This window comes from Nitrospira sp. Ecomares 2.1 (assembly GCF_965152585.1).
In genome coordinates this window covers 1224993-1250386 of the sequence record NZ_OZ224219.1, presented here as the reverse complement: position 1 = coordinate 1250386, position 25394 = coordinate 1224993, and the positions used below count along the sequence as shown (strand labels likewise).

15 protein-coding genes are annotated in these 25394 nt (G+C 45.6%); 6 read left to right on the top strand and 9 right to left on the bottom strand.

The genetic code is table 11. The features are described 5' to 3' along the window. Positions 1 to 117 precede the first annotated feature (117 nt). Positions 118 to 1566, bottom strand: a complete 1449-nt coding sequence (kaiC, locus tag ACWHYD_RS05510; RefSeq protein ID WP_447964910.1) for a circadian clock protein KaiC — start codon at positions 1564 to 1566, stop codon at positions 118 to 120. A gap of 238 nt (positions 1567 to 1804) precedes the next feature. Here kaiC and ACWHYD_RS05505 point away from each other — a divergent pair, with 238 nt between their 5' ends. Then, positions 1805 to 2689, top strand: a complete 885-nt coding sequence (locus ACWHYD_RS05505) for a tetratricopeptide repeat protein (protein WP_447964909.1) — start codon at positions 1805 to 1807, stop codon at positions 2687 to 2689. A 72-nt stretch (positions 2690 to 2761) separates the two neighbouring features. On the opposite strand, the gene ACWHYD_RS05500 is transcribed toward ACWHYD_RS05505, so the two are convergent. After that, positions 2762 to 3631, bottom strand: a complete 870-nt coding sequence (locus ACWHYD_RS05500) for a transporter (protein ID WP_447964908.1) — start codon at positions 3629 to 3631, stop codon at positions 2762 to 2764. A 231-nt stretch (positions 3632 to 3862) separates the two neighbouring features. Further along, positions 3863 to 7375, bottom strand: coding sequence for a PAS domain S-box protein (locus ACWHYD_RS05495; RefSeq protein ID WP_447964907.1), 3513 nt, complete (start codon positions 7373 to 7375; stop codon positions 3863 to 3865). A gap of 967 nt (positions 7376 to 8342) precedes the next feature. On the opposite strand from ACWHYD_RS05495, the gene ACWHYD_RS05490 reads away from it, so the two are divergent. From ACWHYD_RS05490 to ACWHYD_RS05470, 5 genes are all read left to right on the top strand, one after another. Beyond that, a complete protein-coding gene (locus tag ACWHYD_RS05490) occupies positions 8343 to 10613 on the top strand; it encodes an AAA family ATPase (RefSeq protein WP_447964906.1) in 2271 nt (756 codons plus the stop codon). Between the two features lie 229 nt (positions 10614 to 10842). Further along, positions 10843 to 12303, top strand: coding sequence for a GumC family protein (locus ACWHYD_RS05485; protein ID WP_447964905.1), 1461 nt, complete (start codon positions 10843 to 10845; stop codon positions 12301 to 12303). A 180-nt stretch (positions 12304 to 12483) separates the two neighbouring features. Next, positions 12484 to 13257 carry a CpsD/CapB family tyrosine-protein kinase gene (locus ACWHYD_RS05480; RefSeq protein ID WP_447964904.1) on the top strand — a complete coding sequence of 258 codons (774 nt, stop codon included), beginning with the start codon at positions 12484 to 12486 and terminating at the stop codon, positions 13255 to 13257. A 337-nt stretch (positions 13258 to 13594) separates the two neighbouring features. Next, positions 13595 to 15241, top strand: coding sequence for a right-handed parallel beta-helix repeat-containing protein (locus ACWHYD_RS05475; protein ID WP_447964903.1), 1647 nt, complete (start codon positions 13595 to 13597; stop codon positions 15239 to 15241). Positions 15242 to 15876: 635 nt separating this feature from the next. Further along, positions 15877 to 17553: a right-handed parallel beta-helix repeat-containing protein gene (locus tag ACWHYD_RS05470; protein WP_447964902.1), complete on the top strand. Its 1677-nt coding sequence runs from the start codon at positions 15877 to 15879 to the stop codon at positions 17551 to 17553. A 290-nt stretch (positions 17554 to 17843) separates the two neighbouring features. Here the strand turns inward: ACWHYD_RS05470 and ACWHYD_RS05465 are convergent, their stop codons facing one another. The 6 genes from ACWHYD_RS05465 to ACWHYD_RS05440 form a co-directional block, all read right to left on the bottom strand. After that, entirely contained in the window at positions 17844 to 19151 is a 1308-nt protein-coding gene (locus ACWHYD_RS05465) for a hypothetical protein (protein WP_447964901.1), read from the bottom strand. Positions 19152 to 19192: 41 nt separating this feature from the next. Next, entirely contained in the window at positions 19193 to 20392 is a 1200-nt protein-coding gene (locus tag ACWHYD_RS05460) for a glycosyltransferase family 4 protein (RefSeq protein ID WP_447964900.1), read from the bottom strand. Between the two features lie 145 nt (positions 20393 to 20537). Continuing rightward, a complete protein-coding gene (locus ACWHYD_RS05455; protein ID WP_447964899.1) occupies positions 20538 to 21791 on the bottom strand; it encodes a glycosyltransferase family 4 protein in 1254 nt (417 codons plus the stop codon). Beyond that, positions 21773 to 22726: a hypothetical protein gene (locus tag ACWHYD_RS05450; protein WP_447964898.1), complete on the bottom strand. Its 954-nt coding sequence runs from the start codon at positions 22724 to 22726 to the stop codon at positions 21773 to 21775. Before ACWHYD_RS05450 ends, ACWHYD_RS05455 begins: the two co-directional genes overlap by 19 nt. A 70-nt stretch (positions 22727 to 22796) precedes the next feature. Continuing rightward, positions 22797 to 24158: a dTMP kinase gene (locus tag ACWHYD_RS05445; protein WP_447964897.1), complete on the bottom strand. Its 1362-nt coding sequence runs from the start codon at positions 24156 to 24158 to the stop codon at positions 22797 to 22799. 37 nt (positions 24159 to 24195) lie between these two features. Continuing rightward, positions 24196 to 25380, bottom strand: coding sequence for a glycosyltransferase (locus ACWHYD_RS05440; RefSeq protein WP_447964896.1), 1185 nt, complete (start codon positions 25378 to 25380; stop codon positions 24196 to 24198). Positions 25381 to 25394 lie beyond the last annotated feature (14 nt).

Here is a 25394-nt window from a genome sequence, read left to right as displayed (position 1 = left end):
TTTGAGGCAAAAACAATCCTTGCAAGCATTCTATCCATTTCTCCCTTGCCGCTAGGGACACCCTCCCCCGACTTCATAGGTTCCAATGGGTATGTTGAATCGAGCCGGTTCATGGACCTAACGGTTACCTCCAGACACTTCTTTTACCTGCCAGCCACGATGATTCATCGTATATCCCCGAACCTGATGCGAATGCGCCATACCCCGGGATTTCAAAATATACAGTTGCCGCTGGTGCTCACCATCAAATTCCCGGTTTGAGAGGAGAATCCAGGTGTCGGCCAGTGAGGAAACTCCGATCTCCGCCTCCTGAGCAGGTTCCGAAGGCGCGCTGAGGCCCGTGCAAACCAAGGTAATTTGTTGGGATTTCAGAAAATCCACCATCCGTAAAAATAACGCCTTGACCTCGCGAGTTGAACCAATGGATAGAAAATCGTTGATCGGATCCATAATCACCAGCTTCGGATGATGGGTTTTCACGGCATTATAAAAATTCACGAGATGGGATTCCAAGCCGAATAGCGTGGGTCGTGAGGCGAGAATGTGCAATAAGCCCTTGTTTACCCATTTGTCCAGCGAGAGCCCGATCGATTTCATGTTCCGCATAATCTGAGGGCTGGACTCTTCAAAGGCAAAATACAAGGCCTGTTCTCCGTGGCGACAGGCAGCATCCGCAAAATGCGAAACCAGGCTCGTTTTCCCCGTCCCGACTCCTCCTGTGACCAGAACCGTCGACCCCCGATACACACCTTCTCCCCCGAACATCTCATCCAACTGTGGAACGCCGGTCGAGATTTTTTCTTTTGAAATTTTGTGTTCAAGTTTCAAGGACGTGATGGGCAGGACGGACAGCCCATGTTGTTCAATGAGAAAGGGAAATTCATTGGTGCCATGCATGCTCCCCCGGTATTTAACCACACGCAATCGACGGGTGGACATCTGATCGTTCACTCGATGATCCAGCAGAATGACGCAGTCGGACACATATTCCTCAAGCCCCTGACGGGTCAACAACCCCTCTCCCCGCTCGCCGGTGACAATGGAGGTCATGTTCCGGTCTTTCAGCCATTGAAACAGCCGCCGCAACTCGGAACGGATAATCCCCTGATTGGATAACCCGCCGAACAGGACCTCGATGGTGTCCAACACAATCCGTTTGGCGCCAATGGTGTCGATGGAATCACCCAGCCGCACAAATAGGCCCTCGAGATCGTATTCTCCATTCTCTTCAAATTCGGTGGCTTCAATGGGAATCGTATCCAAAATCAATTTGTTATCCTTGATTAATCTATCTAGATCAAATCCCAGGGACCGGACGTTTTGGGTCAATTCCTCGGCCGTTTCCTCGAACGCCAACATGATACCGGGCTCTCCGCTTTCCACAATCCCGCGGACAAGAAATTCCATGCCCAGAAGTGTTTTCCCACAGCCAGGACTTCCGCAGACCAACGTCGTTCGTCCTCGGGGAAGCCCGCCGCCCGTTATTTCATCCAGGCCTTGAATACCGGTGAGCGCTTTGGGAAATTCTGAATGGACCGTGTTACTTGATGATTTCTTTCTGGGCATGATTTATAGTTTCCTGAGATGGAAAAAATTGACATCAAAATCTAACATAATATCTTTAAAAAATAATACAAATTGGCGAAAAACTCGAGATTCCAACGGCAACGATTAGTGATTGATTTCCCTACCACTCATTAATTGGTTACCGTATCTCGAATCCTTTTCAGCGTCGGGGAGTCAATTTCATGCGTCACTTTAGCAGTTTAGGAGACACCGTATCAGTAAGTGTGGACACAGAAGAATGGACAGAATAGACCGAATTCCGAGTATTTTGTCGAATATTTCGACAATTTTTTCTTCATTCCGTACATTCGACCGTCTCATTAAAAAAACCTTTACCCTTCATCCCCTAGTGGTTTGGCTCATGCATACTCGTTTAGCTTCTCGGGCCTCCAGCTGTTGCCAATCCATTCTCCTGCTTTCTGTAACGGTATGGTTGGTAGATCCTCCACCTTCCATTCGCCCGGAAACCCTTCAAGGGGTACCTGCTTCTCCACCATCTTCAGAGATCTGCACTGCGCACGCTCCGGTCACAAACGAATGCGTGGAAGCTGGTCTACGGGCCAGACGTGAAGTTATCAGAGCGGAACCCGCATTCCAGGTTAAGACCCCCGCGACTCACCTCCAATTGGCGGAACGACTCAATCAGCAGGGCGATCCGAACGGCGCCATCGAGGAATATCTAGCCGCGATTCAACTTGATCCCGATCTGGCCGCTGCGTTTCAGGGTATGGGAGCCGTCTACCTTGATCAACATGAATGGAAGAAGGCAGAAGAAGTGCTTGAAAGAGCCGCGCAGTTATATAGCGGAAATAACCAGACCGAATACTGGCTGGGTCGGTCACTTTTAGCTCAACACAAATTTCCTGAGGCTCAGGAAGTGCTGAGGAAGACGACGAGGCTGAAGCCCGATGATGCGGAAGCTTTTTCCGATTTAGGCCTGACGTACATGGCCCAAGGACAATCCCAGAATGCCATGAAGGCACTCCGGCAAGCCATTCGCTTACGACCGGATTTTTCAGAGGCCCATTCCCGCCTGGAACTGGCTGAGACCTTCAAACTCAACAAGGATCAACTCGTCCTTGAGACCGATAAAATTTTACGGATTCTTTTCCGAAGGGAATAAAGGTATCATTCGTTCCTGAGCGCAACTCTGTGTCAGGTGAACAAACGACACCTGTCTTCGTTTTCGATCGGGTTAAAATCTCCACGAAATCCCGGCACCCGTCAACAGATCATCAGAACCATGGGTCAGCCCGCCTCCTATGCGTGCATCAATTTGCAAATTGTACGTCAAACGATAGATCAATCCCGTTTGAAGAAAATTGGCGCTCCCACTCGCCACATCTCTGGGATACAATCCGAAATATTCCACGAATCCGGTTAATCGATCTCGAAGGGCTGCGCTGAGCCCCAGTGACGAAGAAACCTGCACAAACCGCGTTCCCTGAGAAGTGGGACTGCCAATATTCACCGTCCCGAACAACCCTACCTTTTCATTCAACGCATACGTCAAAATCGTCCGCAAGATCGGGTCGAGCTTATCCGAAGAGAAATTCTTATCTCCCGTGGGAATCGACAGTCGGCCGACAAAGCTCAACCGGGGTCTGAGCCCTTGTTGCTGCCAGACCTGGACTTTAAATCCCAGGCCAAGATCATTGAAACCATGCACATCCCTGCCATTGTCAATGAAGGTCACATTTGGCCATTCCAGGCGAAATTCAGTCCTCTCCGTTAATCCAATACGGACAAGGGTCTCAGGGAAGTTATGCGTTTTGACACCGGGTGATGCATGTTCAAAAGAAAAGGTATATCCCGTTTCGATTTGAATGCGTCCCTTGGTGATAGTGGCAGGACTCAGGCCGAATGTCGGCCGATCCGTCTCAATCGGCTCGGTAAAAGCGCCGGCCTGGCCCATGATCCACGGGCGAGGCGAAGAAGGTTCACGATTACTTTCTTGACCATAACACCAGGATGGTCCGAGCAGGATCACACACAACGACCACCCTAGAACACCAGGCAGCGACCGTCCGATTCTTGAAATGGTTACAACATAGGAGATACGCATAGAAACTGGAGTTCTGTAAAAAAAAACTCAAAAACCTACCCGTGATGACCTTGATTGGCTGTCGTTCAGGGAGAGATGAGATGGAGCCACCTTTTACGCCAGGTAGTAACCGCAAGCAACTTATGAAATCACATGATGGTGTAATCCAAGAGTCAATCCGGCTAGGACTGTGAGGTGTTGTCTCAATGAAGCCCGTCTAAAACGATTCTCGGAAGCCAATACACACAAGGCTTAGCAAGTTTGATTCACGACATCCCGGATGGCATCGACCAGTGTGTTGGCAACACTGCTTTTGGTCACATACATGGCCGCCCCGGCTTCAAGCAGCATTCTTTCGATCTCCTTGTCCTCATGAACGGACAATCCAATGACCCTGATTGAAGGGTGTTCTTTGGTCAGCACTTTTGTCGCATCAATGCCGTTGATCTTAGGCATGTTGACATCCATGACCACCACATCAGGAAGAACCAGGTTCGTCACTTTCAGAGCTTCCTCTCCATTTTTCGCTTCACCAACGATCATAAAATCATCATGGTGTTCCAATAACGTCCGAATTCCTTGACGAATCATGGCATGATCATCAACCAGAAGTATTCGAACGACTTTCTTTTTCTGAAGTCGTGGCAATGATTCATTCGGCGGCTTGGGGGATTCCGAAAATGCGGAATTTGCCGATACCGGTGCAGAAGTCGCTTGGAAGGGAACGACGAGTTTGGCCCGAGTCCCCTGCCCTGGGGTGGATTCGATGACAAGGAGACCACCCAACGCCTCCGCTCGTTCTCGAATACTAAACAAGCCGAATTTTCCCGGATTCGTATAATCCGTGGATTCCAAGGTCGGTTGAAATCCATGGCCCCCATCCTGAACCAGGACTTCAAGGTTCTGCTCGGACTGACCATCAAGAGAAACAGTCGCATTGCTGACACCGGAATGCTTGATAACATTGAAGAGCAATTCGCGAACAGCCTGAAACACAAAAATGGCATGATCTTCAGGAAGGCGGACGGACTGGTCACTTGCCTGCACCTGCACATGGAGGCCATGTCGTTCCATTTGCTGCCCCAACCATTTCAGGGCCGGCACCAGACCCAATTCGTACAAAATGGTGGGACTGAGCTCGGCAATCAACGTGCGGGTGTAGGAAAGCGAGTCAGACAGGATTTTATCTATTTCTTCCAGATTCGACTTTAATGCAGGAAGACTCCAATCGTTCCTGGCCTGAGTCAGTTTCATCCGACACACCACAAGTAATTGCGCCAGATAGTCATGCAGTTCAGTGGCCAATCGACGGCGTTCCCGTTGTTCCGTAACAACCAACTCAGAGGCCATACCTCGCAGATTTGCCTGATATCCCACCAGATCGCGAGTCCGTTCCGTCACCCGCCGCTCCAGGGTTTCGTTCAACTCTTGCAGGTCCTGCTCTGCCCGTTTTCGCGCCGTAATATCGGTCGCGATTCCACAAACGGCATAGGGAATGCCATCGGCATTGTATAAGGGGAATTTCGTTGCCAGATAGGTACATACTCCATGGGGTGATTGTATCTGTTCTTCAAATTCCTGAGGTTTTCGACTGCTGAGAACCTGCTGATCATGCGCGACTAATTGACCGGCAAACTCCGGACTCAAGAGGTCCCAATCTGTTTTTCCAATAATCATTTCACGCGATTTTTGGAGAATTGATTCAAACCGTTTATTAACCAGTTGATATTTTCCTTCTAGATCCTTCACAAATTTCACAGTAGGCGAATTCTCCCAAATCGCATGGAGACGACTTTCACTCGATTGAAGGGCTTCTCCAATGCGTTTTTGTTCGGAAACATCCCGTTCAATCAAGGAGTGCCCACTCAGGACTCCATCCACGTCTACGATTGGAGAAATCGATAACGACACAGGAAACACCACACCGTTCTTTTTCATCCGGAGCACTTCATGAGTCATGTTACCGTTTTGTTTCAGAATGAATTCCAACTGGGAAGAAGCGTCCTGGCGAGCATCCGGGAGAAGGAGACAGGAAAAAGACGAACCAAACATTTCAGAAGCGGTATAGCCATACATCCTTTCGGCACCATTATTCCAACTCATAATGATACCGTCCGTATTGATACTATAAATGGCATCCTGAGATGATTCGACAATTGACGCCAACCGTTTAAGGTTCTCTGCTGTGTGTTTTCGCTGTTCTATTTCATTCTGGGCGGATTGGTAGAGGCGGGCATTATCGATGGCAATGGCAGCTCCCGATGCGATGCCGTTCACCATCGTCTCCGCAGTGTGGGTAAAGACTTTGGACTGTGAATGACCGAAAAATAATCCTCCTAACACTTCCCGGGTGCGGGAAACGACCGGAACCGCAAGATAGCTTCTGACGGGAAGATGGCCGGGCGGCATGCCATGGAAGGGAGGCAACTGTCCATATCGGGGATCGACCGTCACGTCGTCAATTCGAACGATGGCCTGACCCGAAAAGGTCGGAGCAAAAATTGGTGTGTTTCTTGGCATCGGGAATTTTTCAAATGCCTCACGAGGAACTCCGGAAATCGTATATAAAACAAAAGATTCTCCTTTTTCATCCATGACGTTGTAAAAAAATGCCCCGAACTCCGCCCCGGTTAATTCACGACAGGCATCCGTGACCGCTTGAACGAGTTTTTCTAAGTTCAATTCCGCTGCCAACGACCTGCCAATTTGATTCACCACCTCCAACGCATGAGTCTGCCGCCGTAGCTGTTCCTTCGCCCGCACTTTTTCAATGGCAATGGAGGCAGAATGTGCAAGAAGCTCCACATACTCTGTTTCTTCATCCGTTGGTAAACGGGGGACCGTATAATACATGCCAAAGGTACCAAGCGTATGACCGTCGCTGGCTAGAATCGGCATAGACCAGCATGCCCGTAACCCATGTCTTTCTGCGAGATCCTTGAATGGAGCCCAATTCGGATGGGTGGAAATATCCGGAATAATGACCGGTTCCTTCAGATACGCAGCCGCACCACACGCACCCACCTCAGGACCTATGGCAACGCCATCAATAGCTTTCTTGTAACTTTCAGCCACGGAGGGGCCTGCCCCATGTCGAAGATGACAGCCATCCTCATCCAGCAAAAGAATAGCTGTCAGCACATCTGAACCCAAATGGCGCTCACTTTCCAGACAGAGATTATCCAAAATGTCCGAAAGAGAGGTATCGTTGATAATTTGTTCCAGCACCTCATTTTGATGCCGAAGGATTTGGTCGGTCCGTTTCCCGGAGTCGATCTCCATCAACGTCACTACTCCACCAATAATATGTTGACGGTCATCTTTTATAGGCCTGGCACTGAATACGATCTGCTCAACCCTTCCATCCTGTTTTTCCAGATGAACTTTTTCGCGGTAAAGGGTCACGCCGCTGAAGACCTGTGAAAGGAGTTTTCGACTCAGATTTGGAGAAGAAGCGCCCGAAGGAGACTTCTTCCCATTAAAGGTAGATAAATGAAAAGCTTCATCAAAAGGCCGATTCACACACGGATGTTGACAGTAATGATTGACTGCCGGGCTGGTTCGAATGATGGTTCCTGATGCATCACAGACGATCAGGGCTTCTCTCGTGTGCTCTAAGGCACCCTGAATGAGTCGATTCTCGACCCCGGTCTTAGCATGACCTTCTTGTATGTCCGGCACATCAAGATTTGTAGCCGAAATGGGAGGATTGACCTCCGGTATATGTTCAAAATCTGGGTCGGGGATTGGCGAATTTTTCTTCATGGGACACATTCCGGGCATAGCCTCTTGGAAGCCATTCGTATGGAGGCCTAGGTGTGGTATTTATACAATAGACTCTGGCCACTATCCTCAACTTTCCTGAGAAAGTCAAACTGTCAAAAACCCTTGATTGCCATCCTTAAAGCCACCGGGATGAACAGAGCGACCGAGAAACGTATAAAGGTAACCAGAGCTTGGAATTTAAAAAGAACCGCCACAGATGGTGTACATTTCAAGGAGCAGTTAAATATTTCAAAAAGTTAGTCATTTCATCAGCAAATGAAGAACCGAAACCCACCAAAGCAATCCGCCTCTGGAGAGACCAGAAAACCGTGCAGTCTTGGTCTCCCAGATCTTACTGATAGCGACAACCATAGCCAGCCCTCCCCCAAAGTATTTCCGGGGCACGGATTCTTCCCACGAGAGGGGTTCCTTTTGTAATGTAGAACAGAGTAGTGCAATTATAGAAAACCACTAGCTATATATGGATATTTTTGTTTATAATTGGTACTTATTCATGCAGTACATATTCTTAAGGTTCTTTCATCTTCCTAATCATATCTTACTTACCCGGAATGGCGTATCTTAATTCATTTTTACCATTAGACCTCTCAATTTTCTTTCATCCTTAAGTGCGGTACATGCGAAGCTCGGATCTTCGTCCTTTCCCCCAAGTGCAGTGTCTTAACTCATTTTGGAAAGTCCTGTGGGCATCGTCTTGATTGTGAACTGAGAGAATCAAAACGACTCTACAGCCATTCACGAAGTGGCCTCTATATTTTGGGTATTCAGAACGGGAACAACAAAAAGTCGTTGCTCTATTTCCTGAAATATCTCAGAGGTAATCTGTCTGGTTTTTTTGGCTAATTATTAAGACAGGAGCGGTAACCGAAAGACCGTGCAGTAGCCAAAGGGTTATGACTCCATTTTTAAGCTAGTGATGCTAATAAAAGTATATTAGGAAGACGCGATGTATTTTAATTTTTTCGGTTTACGTACCAAACCATTTAATACTACCCCGGATCCGGATTTTTTGTATCTCAGTCCGGGCCACAAACAGGCGTTGGGCTCCCTGATCTATGGAATAAGAGAAAAAAAAGGGTTTATCGCCGTCACAGGGCAAGTTGGCCTTGGAAAAACCACGATTCTTCGATCATTTCTGAATCAAAATCATCAGGCCAACCAGGAAACAGTTTATCTCCTCAATCCCAACCTGTCTTTTACAAGCTTACTCAAAACCCTGCTGCGTGAACTGGGACATGACCCGATTGAGGGAGACGAGGCCGAAGCGTTGGAACAACTGCATTTCGTCCTTATTGAAAAATATCGAGAAGGCCGAACGGTGGTTCTATTAATTGATGAAGCGCAGAATATGCCCGTGGACACATTAGAACATCTGCGGATGTTGTCAAATTTGGAAACGCCAAAAGACAAGCTCATTCAAATTGTGCTGCTGGGTCAACCGGAATTAGATGGCCTTCTGGATCGTTATGAATTAAGACAATTACGGCAACGCATCGCCGTTCGAGCCATCATTCACCCCCTCTCCAAGCGCGAAAGTTTTGAATATATTCAACATCGCTTGGACAAGGCCGGAGGGGAAGGGAAAAGTATTTTCACGAATACGGCCTTAGCGTTAATCGTTCAGGAAGCCAAGGGGATTCCCCGGCGTCTGAATATTATTTGTGATAACGCCCTGGTCACCGCGTTTGGCTACAATAAAGCCCTGGTGACAGCAAAAATTGCTAAAGAAGTGATCGATGACCTGACCGGCCGCCCCTCCCACTCACTCTGGAACTTAGTACCTTTGACAGGCTTGGCTCTCATCCTTGTCCTGGCACTTTTTGCACTCCTACCCCTGACTGAATCCAAATTTTCCGATATCCCTTCAATATATGAAACCGGGCCACGGGATAAAGAAAGGGAGAATCCGAAACAAACCCTCGTACCTGAACAAGACCTCGTAAATGGAGGGAAAATTATCCCTTCCTCTGGTCAAACAGGTTCAACCCTGACAGAAAGGACTCAGGCGCTCCTCACGGAATCAGTGTCTGAAGTCTTTGAGAATTTACGGAATCGGGTCGACTCTCATTCCGAATCAACCACGACTCCACCCGAAGAAAGAACGAATACCAATCCCGATAATCATGAAGACCTCCTGCTGGGGTTTTCACCCGATAATTTCCAGGAGAAGGTACCTGATGCTACAGAAGAATTGGAGGTAGCTGCTGTAACTCCAGAGACGGTATCACCAGGCATCCTGCTCCCCCAAGACACAATCTTCGATCTCCCAAGCCAGGAGGAAAGCATCGCGAAGACTGAAGCAGACAGTCAGGAAAAGGGAGCGCGGTTTATTCGGGATGAAACACAATTTATCCCGTCCGCCCAACAGGCACTCTCTGAGCTCTTAGTCCAGGAAGAACCTATTGCGACGGCTGCTGAGGCAAACCGTATGGTAGAAGCAGCGACGCTGATTCAGGATGAGGCAGAAACACCATCTGAGAATGCCAGTGATAACAGCCTTGTTCACCTGAGGCCGGAACCCCTCAGTGAACGTATGGGAAAACCTACGATAGTCGCTCAAGAACCAATCCGCCTCCCTAGCCAAGATAGCCTTACTTCTGTCCCTATCGCTCAAACACCTATGACATCACAGGAAATAACGAACAAACAATCCGAGGCGGAAGCATCGCCTTCACCCGTTACCAGAATAGTGAAAAGGGGTGACACCCTGGCAAAGTTATTGCAGAGTATTTATGGTACAGCTAGTCCTTCTCACGTTCAATTCGTTCTTGAACATAACCCTCATATTGTGAGCGCGCGAAAAATGTACCCAGGGCAAAAAATTATGTTTCCTCCTTTGGAAAACATCGAGAGCAACAATACGGTTGCTGAGGCTAAAAAGTCTTTGGGGGCAGGTAAAGATACGGTATTACCCATGTCTACAAAAATCTTTGCTCACTCTTCCTTACAAATTAAACCAAGTGAGAAAAAGGTTGAGGTCAACCGAGATCTTCCTTACGCGGTGGCCACCGTACAAAAAGGCGATACTTTAGAAAAATTGGTCAAGGTCGTATATGGATCCTCGCATCCTAGCTATGTTCAACGTGTCCTGGAATACAACCCCAAAATTCGGAATCCCAAGGAAATCTTTCCAGGGCAGGACATTACCTTTCCTAAAATAGCTGGAGAAATGAAAACCCGGACAACCCAAGCGTCTCAATCCAATTCAAACGAATAGATTGAACCCTATGATTGCAAGGGCACCGGATGGCCCAGCAATTGTTTGGAGCCGGAAAAGTCTCGGTTGAACAAAGCGGAGCAAGGCCGTTCCTGGATGGAGTTTCCCACAAGTATATGCAACATTTTTTCCTTTGAGGTTTTGCCCAAAAGTCGCTAATCCATACTTGCCAAAGTACCAGAGAAATACATAAATCCTGAAATATCTTTCAAGGGATAAATTACGTCGGATGACACCTCAAAAAACAGCCACACAATTTATTAGCATCAGAGATATCCTTACTCTGTTTTTTAAACACAAAAACAAATTTCTTGCCATATTCGGTGGTACTGTCGCCATAGCTATTGGTACAGCTTTTCTCATGACACCGATTTACCAAGCGCAATCATCTGTCATGGTAAAAATGGGCAGAGAAAATGTTTATCATCCCGAAATAGGCGCCATGAGTCCGGAAATATCAATGGACCAGAAAAGCATGATTGAGTCAGAGGTCCAAATATTGCTCACCAGAGACCTTACGAAACGTGTACTCGAAGCCTTGAAGGTAGGAGTGGTCTATCCAAACATCACTGAAAACGCTCCTGAAAACATTTCTTCCATAGATGCCGGCATTAGCGAAATGCGGAAAAACCTCTCCGTATCTAAAGTTAGTGAGTCAAATATTATTGAAATCAGCTTTCTTCACCAACAACCGGAGATTGCTGAAAAAGTGGTCAACCTTCTTGTTGATCTCCTTTTGGAAAAGCATCTTGAAATCTTCAGTAATCCAAAAGGGTTGTTTTTAAGCAACCAGTTACATGACTACGAACAAAAACTGCACAAATCCAAGTCGCAACTCCAAGCATTCAAACAACAGAATAAGCTTACCCATTTGGACGAAGAAAAAGCGCTTCTGCTGGGACAGCGAAATGAATTAAATACAATTCACAAAAACCTACAAAACGAAGAAAAAGGGTTAAAAAGTAAATATGAATCATTAAAAGGACAGATAAAAAATGTCCCCAAGCATGTGGCCCTCACGAGTGTCTCTGAGCAACAAAAGGTCATTGACGGAGCCCAGGCCAACTTACTTCAATTGGGCTTAGAGGAACAGCGTCTATTAGCCAAATACCATGAAACAAGCCGTTTTGTGGTTAATATTAGGAACGAGATTAGACTGGTCGAACAGTTCATAAAAAATCAAGAGGGCTCTTTAAACGATAAAGTCACGAAGGGAATCAACCCGGTTTATCAGGGATTGGAAGTTGAAATTCTTACAGTAGAGTCAGAAATCAATGCTCATGCCTCCCAGATCAACGAGGTTACGTTTCAACTCAAAAAATTATATGAACAGTTAGCCAAATTGGATTTTTTAGAGAAAGAATTTGAGACGCTCCAAATGAAAGTTGATTCAGATAAAAATAATTATAAGATGTACTTAACGAAAGTTGAGGAAGCAAAAGTATCGGAGGCAATGGACCAACTTAAAATGGCCAATATCAGTGTGATTCAGCCGGCGACTTTGCCCCTGAGACCTGTCAAACCCCAAAAAGGGTTAATTCTTTTCCTCGGAATAATTATTGGGGGTATCTCAGCAATCCTCTGGGTCATTGCGACCGAATATTTAGAAAGCGGTTATTCTCGACCCGAATATGCTTCACAGGATTTAGGGTTACCAATTCTAACAAGCATTCCCTACAAGAACTTATGATTGTATGCAGGCACTGACATTTCAAAAAAATCCCAAAGATCAAATGGACGAATGTTACCACTAACGAACACGACGAATGACAAACCACCCCATAGCTTTAAATTGAATCGAAAAGGCGACAAGATGTTCAGCAATAAGGAAAGTCGATGTAACCGAATGGATCAAGAAGGGTTTAGATGAATGAGCAAAGTTTTTGAAGCTTTACAATATGCATATGATAAGCGTGAATTGGAAAAGAAGGAACAAAGATCCGATTTCCCTTCTGTCAATTCTACCTATACGCCATCCTATACGCCCTCCTTTACCTCCCCCTTGCCAGCACTGGAAATGCAGGATGAAATGGCGCGTATGCGCCAAAGTATTTCTTCACTTCTTCCTCCGCCAGGGAGAAATATCATTCAATTTATTAGTTCAGGTAAAGGTGAAGGTACTTCTTTAATTGTCAGAGAGTTTGGAATGCTATTAGCGAAGCAGAACAATAAGTCAGTACTACTTGTCGATACATGTCCAGGGCATGCGGATCAGCATCAGGCATTTCATGTGGAACCTAAAATCCCATTGGAATCAACCATTAGGCACGGAGGCTCTCTTGATCTGTCGATATCAAGAATCCCCCACCCTCAACAATCTCTTTCCCTTTGTTTCCTTTCAGAAAATCATGACTCGAATTCAAGCACGTCATGGTTATCGCGAGATATGGTCCCATGGGAGCCAGTCCAAAAGCAGTTCGACTATATCCTCATTGACTCTCCACCAATAAGCTCCTCACATGATGGCTTGGCCCTCTGCTCGTTGGTTGATGGTGTAGTGCTCGTAATGGAAGCAGTGCATTCTCGTTCCCACGTAGTTCAAAGCTCAAGAGATAAACTCATCGAAAGTGGTGGAAACATTCTTGGCATTGCGTTTAATAAACAAAAACGATACATACCTGACTGGATTTACAGGAGACTCTGATTGCATTCATAAACCTCCATCCCATTGCCAATCCTATTGCGATCCCTCGGAGGGAATCTTAAAAGCCCCAGGATGACTCGAACAGCCCTTTTGCCTGGTCAAGAACCATGGGCTGACTAACCTATTCCTGGTAATTACACCAGCATCCTTTCGCTATCTAAAGAAATTGGACAGAGAGAGTTCAAACGATTTACCGATTTAATAACCATACTCCGGATTCTTGTGGGGTCCAAAATTCCCATGCGAGGAAAATCCTGCTGGAAGTTTATCGTCTGACGAACTGCAGTCGTTTAAGGAATCTGGCTTTTATGTCACAAGAAACTTTGGAAGCTTTGAAATGAAAAACAGAATCAGGCTGAATTATACATTTCGTTTATTCTACGCAATGGGATTTTTTTGTACGTTCCTTATACCATTACAAATCTTTGCAGCCATCGGAGCGCCAAACGCACTCCAAGCGCTTCAATCGGATAGGGTTATTCATGTCAATAACTTCCCGCCTCACGCATCAGACTCCAATCCAGGAACGAAGGCATTGCCTCTTAAGACCATAGGAATGGCAACAACCCTTGCTCTAGAAAATCATAAAAGAGGATTCAGTACAAAAATTCTTATATATCCCGGGGTTTATCGAGAGAAAATTCATATGGAATTCAGCAGCAAGAAACTGGATCCGACTATTACATTTGAAGCTATTGAACACGGGAAGACCATTATTTCCGGTTCAGAAATCTGGGAAAACTGGGAGGGAACAAAACATAAAAATATTTACACACATAAATGGCCATTCAAATGGGGGGTGAGGCCGTATCCTCCTGGATGGGAAGGCAAAACCATTCTCCAACCAATTGTCCGACGTCAGGAAATGGTTTTTGTGAATGGAATCAAGTTCAATCAAGTAGATTTGCATTCTGAGATGAAGCCGGGAGATTTTTCGGTCTCAGAGGAAAATTCGGAAGTGACGATTTTTTTACCAGACAATGTTGACATAAAGCAGAGCGAGGTTGAAGTAGCAGTTCAGAAGGGACTGTTCACTTTAAAAGGAAAAAGCAATTTTGTCTTAAAAGGACTAAGATTTCAACATGACGCATCTGGTCTTGTCGGACACGCCCTCGGTATCACCAATGCGAAAAACGTTTACCTTGAAGATTGTGTGTTCGCCTGGAATAACTGGGGAGGATATCAATTCTATAATGTACAAAATGTGACAACACGACGAAATGTCTCGACACACAATGGAGGTCCCGGGCACACAGCCTGGAGAATAAAAAACTATCTTTCTGAAGATGATGAGACCTCATTCAATAACTGGAGAGGGGCAAAGGGTAATTTCGTTTACTGGGCAGTTGCCGGAACAAAAATCATGGGGATACACGACGCCATATTTCGTCGTCATCGTGCCCAAGGAAATCACACTGCCGGTTTTTGGCTAGACTACGATAACAAGAACATTGAAATTGAAGATGGAGTATCCTGTGGAAATCTCAAGCATGGCTTATTCCTTGAGGCCACCCAAGGCCCTCTAACAATAACAAGCATGAAGATTTACCAAAACCAGGAATGGGGAATCAGGATTGTGAATTCAAGTCAGATCAATGTTACAGAAAGCCAGGTTTACCACAATCGAGGTCCCCAGATTCGAGTCCAAGGACAGAAGACCAGAGGGGTAAACGACTGGGAAACAGGAGAAAGACTTAACCTTGGTGCAGAAAAATGGACGTTGGAGAATAACATTATTGTTGGTGATGGACTATTAGTCCAAAGCAGTTTCAAGAATCCCTTAGGACCGGGATTGAAGTCTAACGGGAATCTTTGGTCAAGCGCATCTAACACCAAACCATTTCAAGCGGCGGCCGACCGCCTGACATTTAGTGAATGGCAAACTTCAATGAACCAAGATCAGACATCAACCTTTGCCTTTACCGTACAACCGGAGTCAGGCCAAGCCCTTTTAGATAATTGCACCTATCGGGGTCTCGACTGAATTCCAATTGGTCCACAAGATTTTATTCGACGTCTTTTAGAATATTGTAAGTTTAATTTTCTGTCTATTTTTGCGTTGAAGGTCCCTTAATTCTTTTTGCTATGGAGTGCCCCTCTATCTGGGTGCTCCTCTTCCTTGAAATTCTTCTAATAGATCCACAAAATTGATACGCCACATTTCAGGTGTATAGCTGTAGGGTTATAATTGCATGAGTCCAAAAAAGAATGCCCATTATAATTGAAATCGAATCTTCCATTAAGCACCAAAGTTGTTTAGTATGAAATGATGAAGGCCTCTTAATATTACTTTTTGCAAATTTTCCAGGTGAAATCAATTATTGCCATTGAAAGTATTCACATCGTTACCTTGAATTTTTAACTCATCCATTCTCCTCATCCATTCTCTTCATTCTTTACCATTTTTTCCCTTTTTTCTGAGTTACTTAAATCCCTAAGTCGGCATTGGTCAAGAACAATAGATCGTCAGCTGAGAACTTCAGTCTAAACTAGACCTTACTTGCCTGAAGGTCATTCTGAATCCATAAGCTTGACCTCGTGATATACCAGGAGAATATTTTGTGCAAGGAGAATTCGTACCTCTTGTTACTGTGGTGAATTAACAATAAAGGAGAGAGCATGAGCAAAGTTTTAGTACATCTCAGGGTAAACGTTCTGAACTATGTGAAATTGTGTTCAATATTATTCGTCTTAGGCTTACCGAATATATTGCAAGCCAGTTCCTATGGAGCCCCGCTCCCCTTAGGACTCATAGAGGTAGATCGAACCATCTATGTCAACAATAAACACCTCGTTGCTTCTGATTCTAATCCGGGAACTGCCGACTTGCCACTCAAAACCGTGGGGCAGGCCACAACAAGAGCCATTGAAAATCGTGAGCTTGGACTTGGCACAAAAATTCTTGTGGCCCCTGGTGTCTACCGGGAAAAATTCCAATTAATCGTCAATCCACAGGATTCAGATCCTCCAATTGTCTTTGAGGCGACCGAAATTGGCAAAGCTATCATTTCCGGATCAGATGTTTTTCGAAATTGGAAACCTACAAAAATTCCCAATATCTTCGTTCATGCCTGGCCCTATAAGTGGGGAGTGAAATCACTTCCAGAAAGTTGGAAAGGTAGGGTCAACGTAAGTCATATTGTGAGAAGAAAAGAAATGGTTTTCGTCAATGGAATTCCATTAAAACAGGTCTTGTCGGCAAATGAATTAGTAGCTGGGACATTTTTTGCGACAGAAAGCACCAGCCAGCTTTTCATTGCCCTACCTGAAGGATTAACCCCTTCTGAAAGTTTAATTGAAGTCGCCATTCGTAGCCGCCCAGTACTTATAAAGGGAAAAACAAATCTTGTTCTCAAAGGCCTAACCTTTCAGCACGCCGCTTCTGATTATCTCGGTAGCGCTTTAGTCATTACAGATGGAAACAATGTTACGTTGGAGGACCTTCTCTTTTCCTGGAATAATGGCATGGGTTATTTTTTGCATAACATCCAAAACCTAACAAGCAAACGAAATGAGACCAGCAACAATGGTGCTTCAGGGTATCAGATCTCTACGATCAAGAACCTCCTATCTGAGGATGACAAAGCGTTACGCAATAATTGGAGGGGAGTAAAAGGGGAGTTCGTTAACTGGGGAGTGGCTGGCTTTAAAGGCTTGAAAATTCATGATGCCATTTTTAGACGTCACATGGCACAAGGGAACCACACCACGGGATTTTGGTTAGACTATGACAATCGAAATATTCGGATGGAAGACGGCCGTTGGTGTGGAAACCGAACGTACGGATTATTCGTCGAAGCCAGTGAACGGATCACCATAACCAACGCCAAAATTTACCAGAATAATCAGTGGGGATTTCGAACCGTGCAAACACCTGACCTCACATTAACTGGAAGCCGGATTTATGCCAACCGGGGGTATCAACTTATTGTGCAGGCTCCGTTTACCCGAATGGTCAACAATTGGGAAACAGGGGAAAGAATAGAGCACAAAACAGAGCGATGGCAATTAACCAATAATATCATTTCAGGCGATCATGCCTTGTTGATTACAGATCCGCATTCCATATTCCTGAATGGCTTATTTTCAGATGGAAACATATGGATGAAGCCCTCACATCCAGGAGCATTTCGACTGGGGGAAGGAGGGAAAAGTATACGTTTCCCTGAATGGCAATCAACTGCAAAGCAGGATCAAAACTCATTTTTTATACATCCGAACTCGCTTGCGACGAATCTGGCAATGGATTGCATCTATCCCCCTGCCCCCCCTCCAACCCTAACAAAACAGAACTAAAGCTCCGATGAGTCTTCGCTCCTGAAACAAACATAACGTTCTAATTGGGAGTCAGGAGTTATAACCTCGGAATTTTTAAAAGCTATTGGGAGACCGAAGTGAGGCAATAGGTTTTCACCCCGAAAATCTATTGCCTCACAATACTCTCTCTAGAATATTAACTTAACCGACAAAAACTGATAGGGCTAAGGGTTCATAGCCCTGATTATGACATCCATCTTTCCTTCCAAGCATAGGCCCCGGATTTCGTGGAGCAACTTTCCATTATCCATTCCCGCGTTCTCACTTAATTAACATTGCAATGACGACTCTTTCTCCATCTCCAAACCTTGCATAGGCAATCTAGATTGTTGCTCCTGCCAACTAAGTCCAATAATGGTCACCACAAATAGCATATAGCCGGGTTCTTCTAACCAGGAAAAGACGATCCCAAAAATTAGCACTGTGAAGGCGAGAAAACGAGCGAGATCGTTCGTACAGATGCGCAAAATTACAATGACCCAAAGCAGTCCGTAAGATACAACACCCAAAATCCCAAGATCACCCCATAGCCCGGCCCAGAAGAAAAAAGGAGACCACATGCTCGACCCTGTAACGGAATGGGAAAGATAATTTCCCTGCTGATAGTTCCATGCATGTTGAGTCACAGATGAAAACGACACACTTAAAGAACGAAGCTGTTCCTCATACTGAGGCAACATGAAAGCCAACTTGCCAACGGTATGTCCTGGCCCTAAACCAAAAATCCAATTCAATACCGAGTCATAGTGAGAAAAAAGAAGGGGTAAAATCCCAAACTTTACAGTCAACCCTTTTAGAATCAAGTTCAGATCCGCCCAGGTCGTAAGCGCCGGAAAAATAGTAAAGGCCGAAAATAGAAGCACCGCCCCTGAAGTCATAAACAGTAAAACGTATATAAAAAATTTCCGAATATCTCCCAGTTTTGTGCACAATAAACAACCGAGCCCCAACAAAAAAACAGCAATCACTTGTTTTGAGTCCGAAAGAATGACCACACTAGCTATAATGAGACTAATAATGGCCCGTACAGGTAAAGAAAAATTTTCCAGGGCCGTAAAAAAATACACTGCTGCCGTCAAAGCAACGGCCCCGGCAACATGGTGCCCAGCGCCCTGTTCAAGGAAAACACCTTTAACGTCATCGGTTCCTCCACCTGCGAGAGCCTGAGCAAACGATAATCCAACATGGATACAAATAAAAACCACAAGCAGCCAACGAAAGGTCTGAATCTGTGATTTGGACATCGGTCGATTGATCATCAGGACTAAAAGAAGAAATGGCTCGGAAAGTATCAGGAAATCGAGCAAAATATTTAATAAGCCAGCACCATTGATGACTGCACTTAAAACCATAACCCAGGAGAGCAATAAAAGCCCATAAACAAGCGACCAGGAAATAGAATTACTCAAAAACGGAAGAAGAAGAATTGCGAAAATGGCCACTAAGGCAAAATGAAAAAACTTCACAACTGCCGGCCCGCCTAACTCTGTCAAAATTCTTCCATAAAGTACTGTGGATAGCGCAAGCAACCCGAACAGCCAGCTTCTCATACCTAGTAATTCTACAATGACGTTCATCGTTTTCTATTGCTCAATTTTTGGCTTGCTTGCGCTTACTATTATGAAAAGACCTGGCCCTTTTCCTCACTTCTAGCCTGGGCGTAAATATTTATTAAATTTCTATAGTTTCCTGCACTCGAGTAATGTGTTTCATACTCCTGTCTAGCTTCCCTCCGCATCTCCAACACTTGGGTAGGGTGAGCAAGAACCCAGGTTACTTGTTTCACCAGGTCCTCTACATCCCCGGCACGAAAATGAAGACCGGTTTTTCCAGAAGCAATCAGGTCATTCACTCCTCCAATCGCACTACCAACAACGGGGCACCCGACAGAAAATGCTTCAATGATTGTCATAGGAAGCCCCTCGTACCAAACGGATGGGAAGACCAAAAACATCGCCTGCTTCATGGCCAATAAGACCTCCTCCTTCTGCAACCGTCCTAACCACTCGACTCCCCTAAGAGCACTTGAAGCAGAACGAACCTGGGAAGCAAGCGGTCCATCGCCGACGATCTTGAGTGGGATCCGATCATGGAGCTCTGACCAGGCACCTAACAGTGTACTAAGACCTTTCTCGGAGGAAAGGCGCCCAACGAACAACGCGTAATCTTGTACTTTCTCCCTCCCAATCCCTGGATCCGGCTCGACAAAGTTTGGTTTAACCACAACTTTCCCCTCTGGTAATCCTCCTTCAATAAACTTTTTCTTCGCAAAATCCGTTAGTGCGATAAAAATACTGACCTTCTTCTTCCAGCTCCCCAAAATTCGATGGATACTAAGCATGGCTGCTACCCCAGCACTTTCTACGCGACTTTCTCGGTAACATCCATGAATAACTCCAGAAACTGGGAAGGTACTTTTCAGGCAATCCTCACATACGGCTTCGTCCCTATAAAAAAGTGAGTTGGAGCACAGGAGCCGATAATTGTGTAAGGTTAAAATCACGGGGACTTTCTCCGCCTGGCTTGCATAAAATGCCGAAGGAGAGATTAACGGGAAGACATTATGGAAATGAGCAATGTGCGGTCGTTCCCGTTGGATGATCATACGAAGATCATGATACGCCTTGGTATTCCAAATGAGCGTTTTGGCGAGATCAAACTTCGAACAATTCTGAATGGAGTCGTTATGTAAGGTATATCGAATGACCTTATGGCCATTCGCTTCGAGGAGCCTGCCTTCTGCAGCAAAAACTTCATCTTCCCCACCCGGCTCTTGATAAAAATTGTGGGCAAGCAAAACCCTTAGCTTATTTTCCATTGTTGTTATGGGGCACGTCTTATCTAGAGCAGTAGTCTATGGATAAGAAAATTGAATGAGGGGTTAATCTGAGGCCTATCGATAAAGAATAAGGTTTTCTGGCGTTGTGGAATGCGGGGTCTTAGGAGACCATGACACAATCGTTTCAGGACGTTCCCTGAAATGCCACTTCCTGGTAAAACTCGTTGAGAACATCAACCTTGGAATCCCAGCTATAATCTTGCAACACTCTTTCCCGGCCTGCTCTGCCCATTTGCTCGCAAAGAGAAGGCGCACCAGCTAACCTCTTCATTGACTCCCCCATATCCCGCAATACCTGCTCGGCAGAATTTACAGCAATGAGGATTCCGGTTTCATCTGTTACTTGGGTGGCAGGCCCGCTATGATCTAAGCAAATGACGGGTCGTGCAGCAGCCATGGCCTCCAAACACACCCAACCACCTGACTCATGGAAACTGGGGTGGACAAGGACGTTGCATTCGACAAGTTTACGCAGCGCTTCGGACCTGGGAATCTCGCCGAAGAATTTCACCCGTTCTGCAATACCAAGAGAGACGACTAGTCGCTCCAATCTTCTTTTATCCGGACCATCACCAATGATCCAATATTCACAATGCGGAATATTTGCGTGAGCAAATGCTCGTAACGCAAAGAAAACCCCTTTAAAGCCTAAGAGTCTTCCAATTGTCACAAACCTAAACGAAGAATCCGACCTTTGCGAGGATTGCGAGAGTTGGGCAATTGCACTCTTCTCTAGTCCTGCCTCACCGTAGACTTTTACATTAGAAACCCCCAGCCTTTTTAAGCGGTTTGCGGTTCCTTTTGTCGTGGCAATGCCCATACGACTTCTTGCTGCTGTGCGCCACACAAACGGATCATGTTCTCCAATCCACAAAGCCAGATGTCGACCTGTCTCGTAGAGTTTACTCCTAAAGTCCAACTGATTACGCAACACCTTTGGCGTAGTGTCTCCTCCACCAATGGGTCCCCACAAAAATGGAATTGGGAGAAAAGAGAGAAAACTCGGGGTCCAAAATCTCACGAATGTCACATGGTGTATTAGTTCGAAGGTCATTGTGCGATGCAGCCTCCGGATCAATACCAAAATTCCCATTTGCCACATATAATAATAGGCTCTGACGCCTCTTCCCCCCTTCTTCCAGAAACGCATCCATCGGGGAAGATCATAAAAGAGGAAATGAGGCTTAGGTTGATCATACTGCTCTAATGCGGCTTCTATGCTAGATCGGTTATTGATGCGAGTAATCACCCAGACATCATGATATTTTGCCATTTGCAGAGCCACGTTCCAGCCGACACCAGACTCTGAACCTTTCCCCGGCTCACAAGCATAGGCTGAGATCAGGACTTTCAGTCGCTTCACTTTTCGCATTCCCATACGGACCTCCACCAAAGAACACGATTGGTATTTTCCAAATGACCGTCAGCAATTGCCTCACGATAAACATGATAGGCTAACAGCCTCACTAATCCTTCGATCTCCTCAAGGTCTAATGAGAAGTGTCTCAGCATGTAGTTAATGACAAATACCCTTGTTTGGCGGGGAGTCCAAAACCGGATCAATCGCCCTACTTGTAAAAGGTAATGGATTAAATCAAGGTGCGGAAGGGATTCTGATAATCCGTACTCCCAATCAATCGCAGCGGCATTTCTACCTGACCAATGCAGCAGGTTCCAAGGTGCAAAATCACCATGATAAAACACAACGGGCCATTTTCGATGAGAAAGAGACTCAAGCCAAGGTAGGACAGCACTGCCGTATTTCGCCTGGAAAATTTTTACTCCAGGGTGTTCTCCTATTCCTTCGCAGGGTGAGATCTGAAGGCCATTCAAAAATTCGTGAATCCAGGATGGCGGATGCATACTTACTGAAATAGCACGTCCAACTATGGGACTGAGGACCAGGGCATTCCCGTCGTTAAAGGATGTGTACTTCAGTACCTCTGGACCAACTCCCTTAGGAATACGCTCCAACATTTTGAACTCGTTTTCTAGCCTGGAGCGAGCAATGTGCGTCTCGGCATACTTTATGTACCCAACGACGCCCCTCTCTCGACTCCATAATTGGATAGTATTTTTCTGATTGGGTCCTGCAGTCCCAATGAGTAGTGCAGCGGAATCCACATCTGGAAAAATGTCACCTATCAATTCTTTGATACTTGCATGATGATTTACCACGGGCGCCATTAAACCCAATCCTGTTGCCACTTTTAAACGCAAGAAGAAACGATAACACTTGGCAATTCTTCTATGAGCAGGATAAAAAGCACTTTCCTGCCAGCGACGTTTTACGGTCGCCCCAGCAAGAAGCAACCGCGGGCTTTTGGAAGTGGGGAGAGCCCTAATCTCTGCATCCGGTGGAAATAGGCTTAGAGCCCTCATCTCAGTGCTTAACATGACCAAGACTGGAGATGGCACGGATCGCCATATAATTGAGTACGACAGCCTCAACCTTATGGATCGTTTCCTCTAATCGATCCGAGTTATCTATAATATGTCCATTTGGCAACGCGCCAACAAATTCACGGTAAGCTAGTCGTTGTCGATGGCTTTCCTCTATCGAAACTTCTGCTTTTCGCGAATACAATTCCTCTGCCGGAACATCCAACAATATCACTAAATCCGGCCGAGGGATGAAATTCCCACAAAGCTTCGCTAACCAAAGAGGACCACCATATCGATATCGCCTAGGATCAATGGCTAAATCGAAATAATACCGATCAAACAATACAAGCGTCGAACGAACCAAAAATGGAAACACACTGATAAAATATCCAATGGTAAAATCAATCCACCAGACCCCAAGCTTAATCAGGGAAGGCAGGAATCCCCTCACCGGTTTACCATGCGGATTCGGTTCTGGTTCTCGAGCATGTTGAGGACTTCCAAAAAATGGCCTGAGATGATACCGCTTGGTCCTACGAAAGGCAGATGCCAGTGTTCCTTCAATACATTCCAGAATGGTGCTTTTCCCAGACCCATCCGGACCAAGAAGGACAACATGAACTCCTGTTGGCTTCATTATTCTTAGAATTTTTCTTTGCACATCTAAAGCAAAACTTTTGAATGAAAAGGGGAGATTTTCGCGAAGAGCGACTCGAAGCCTAGGCAAGGCATCACACACCTCATTCCACGAATTAAATTCTGCTGCGTCACAAAGCATTTCTACCTCCGGCTCCTTCCAAAATTTTTTCAACTGCTTCTTTGATTCCTTCTGCGCTTTTTTCCATTCTCCGCTCAGATAGGATTGATGACTGGGAGCCAAAAAACCTTTATCAATTTTTTTCAATAGGTAATAGATAAACGCCTGTTCAGGAGCGGGTACAAAAAAAGAACATTGCTGACCATCTGCGTCAACCTGCTTTCGAATACGCCCGGACAACAAGCAGCGAGCCCCTAAGAATCGCCTTCCCCATCGAATATAATCAGTGCAAACATCCGGGTAAAAAACATGATGCTTGCCATCATTACCGGTCCAGGAACAAACAAAAAACCATGCCGATTGTTCATGCTGAAGAATCTGAATAAGTTTTAAATTATAAAGATCACAAAATTTCATCAGACAGGGAACAAGCTTACTAACGCACTCCGGCTCAATCACTACATCCACATCACTCAATATTTTTGCTGGATACTCCCGGGAATCCCCCACCAGTACATAACCAATTCCCTCTTTTTCAAAGAGTCGAAAGAGATTTGATGCCAAAACCCCATCAGACAGGACTATGGGCGCGGCCTGTCTCATTCGGTCCTTTTCCAATACTCTGTCCCTTTGCATGATATTAATTACTGTACGCTGGCAGGCGACTTCCGGAAAACTGCGCATAGGCATTAAGGTGGGCCCGGGCTGCGCTTTCCCAAGAAAAAATGGTCCTTAATTGACTGCTATGAAACTTTGCCAAAGAGTTAAGTTCATTAAGGCGTCCAGCAAAGTCAATGATGGCATCACCCGCTTCACCACCATTTAGATGAACTTTCCTTATATGCGACATATCCTCAATATCTGCATATGAGATGCAACCGATTTCTCGAGAAAGGATAGCAGGCTTATTCATCAACAGGGCTTCACAAACACTCTGCCCAAAACCGTCATATCTCGACATCTGGACATAAATATCAGATGCCTTCAAGGCTTGGATGAGTTCCTTTCCTATGACCACACCTTCGAACGTGATTTGTCCAAGGACACCTAAGCTTCGGGCCAGTCGCCTCAGGTGTTCTTTTCCGCCCCTACAATCTGGGCCAATGAGTCTTAGACAAAGACGCTTTCCTTGCATACGTTTCACGGCATAGGCAAAAGCCTGCACCAAGTAATCTAATCCTTTTGTGTAGACATCCAATCTACCCACACAAATCAATTGTATTGCGTCAAAGCTTTCCTCTCTCACTCCAGGTATCAGGTATTTTTCTAATTGAAGATTTGGTCCTTGAGCCGCACAATAGACGTGACTCATTGGAAGAAGTTCCTCAATTTGCACTTTTTCCAATGGAGAAAGCCCATGAAATGCAACGACTTTTTCATATAAAATCTTTTTTGCTAGCTTAAGATAGGCATATTTCCCACCCCACAGGCCAACTCCTCTTTTTAATAAACGTGGGGCAAATGCTCCACGGGGGCTCAATACAACTGGACAGTGAAATATTCGGCAGGCATGCAAATTATCTATGTTAAATTCGCCATGGACGTGCACAATTTCGGGTTCGAATGATTGCAATTTCTTAATCGTATTTCTGGATAGGATACGCAATCCTCGCCCTTGAAAATTTATGAACCACCTTGGGTGCCACTCAAAGAGCTCTACATCCTTGGGACGCTCTATGGAATAATACAATGGTTCGGTGGTGGTGCTGGCAGTCGCAATGACAACATCCGCCCCGAGTTTCGCCTGACTATGGGATAAACCCAATACGCCATTCGCAACAGCACCACCTCTCAAAAGATTGGGATACCAATGCAAAATCTTCAACTAATTTTTCCCTT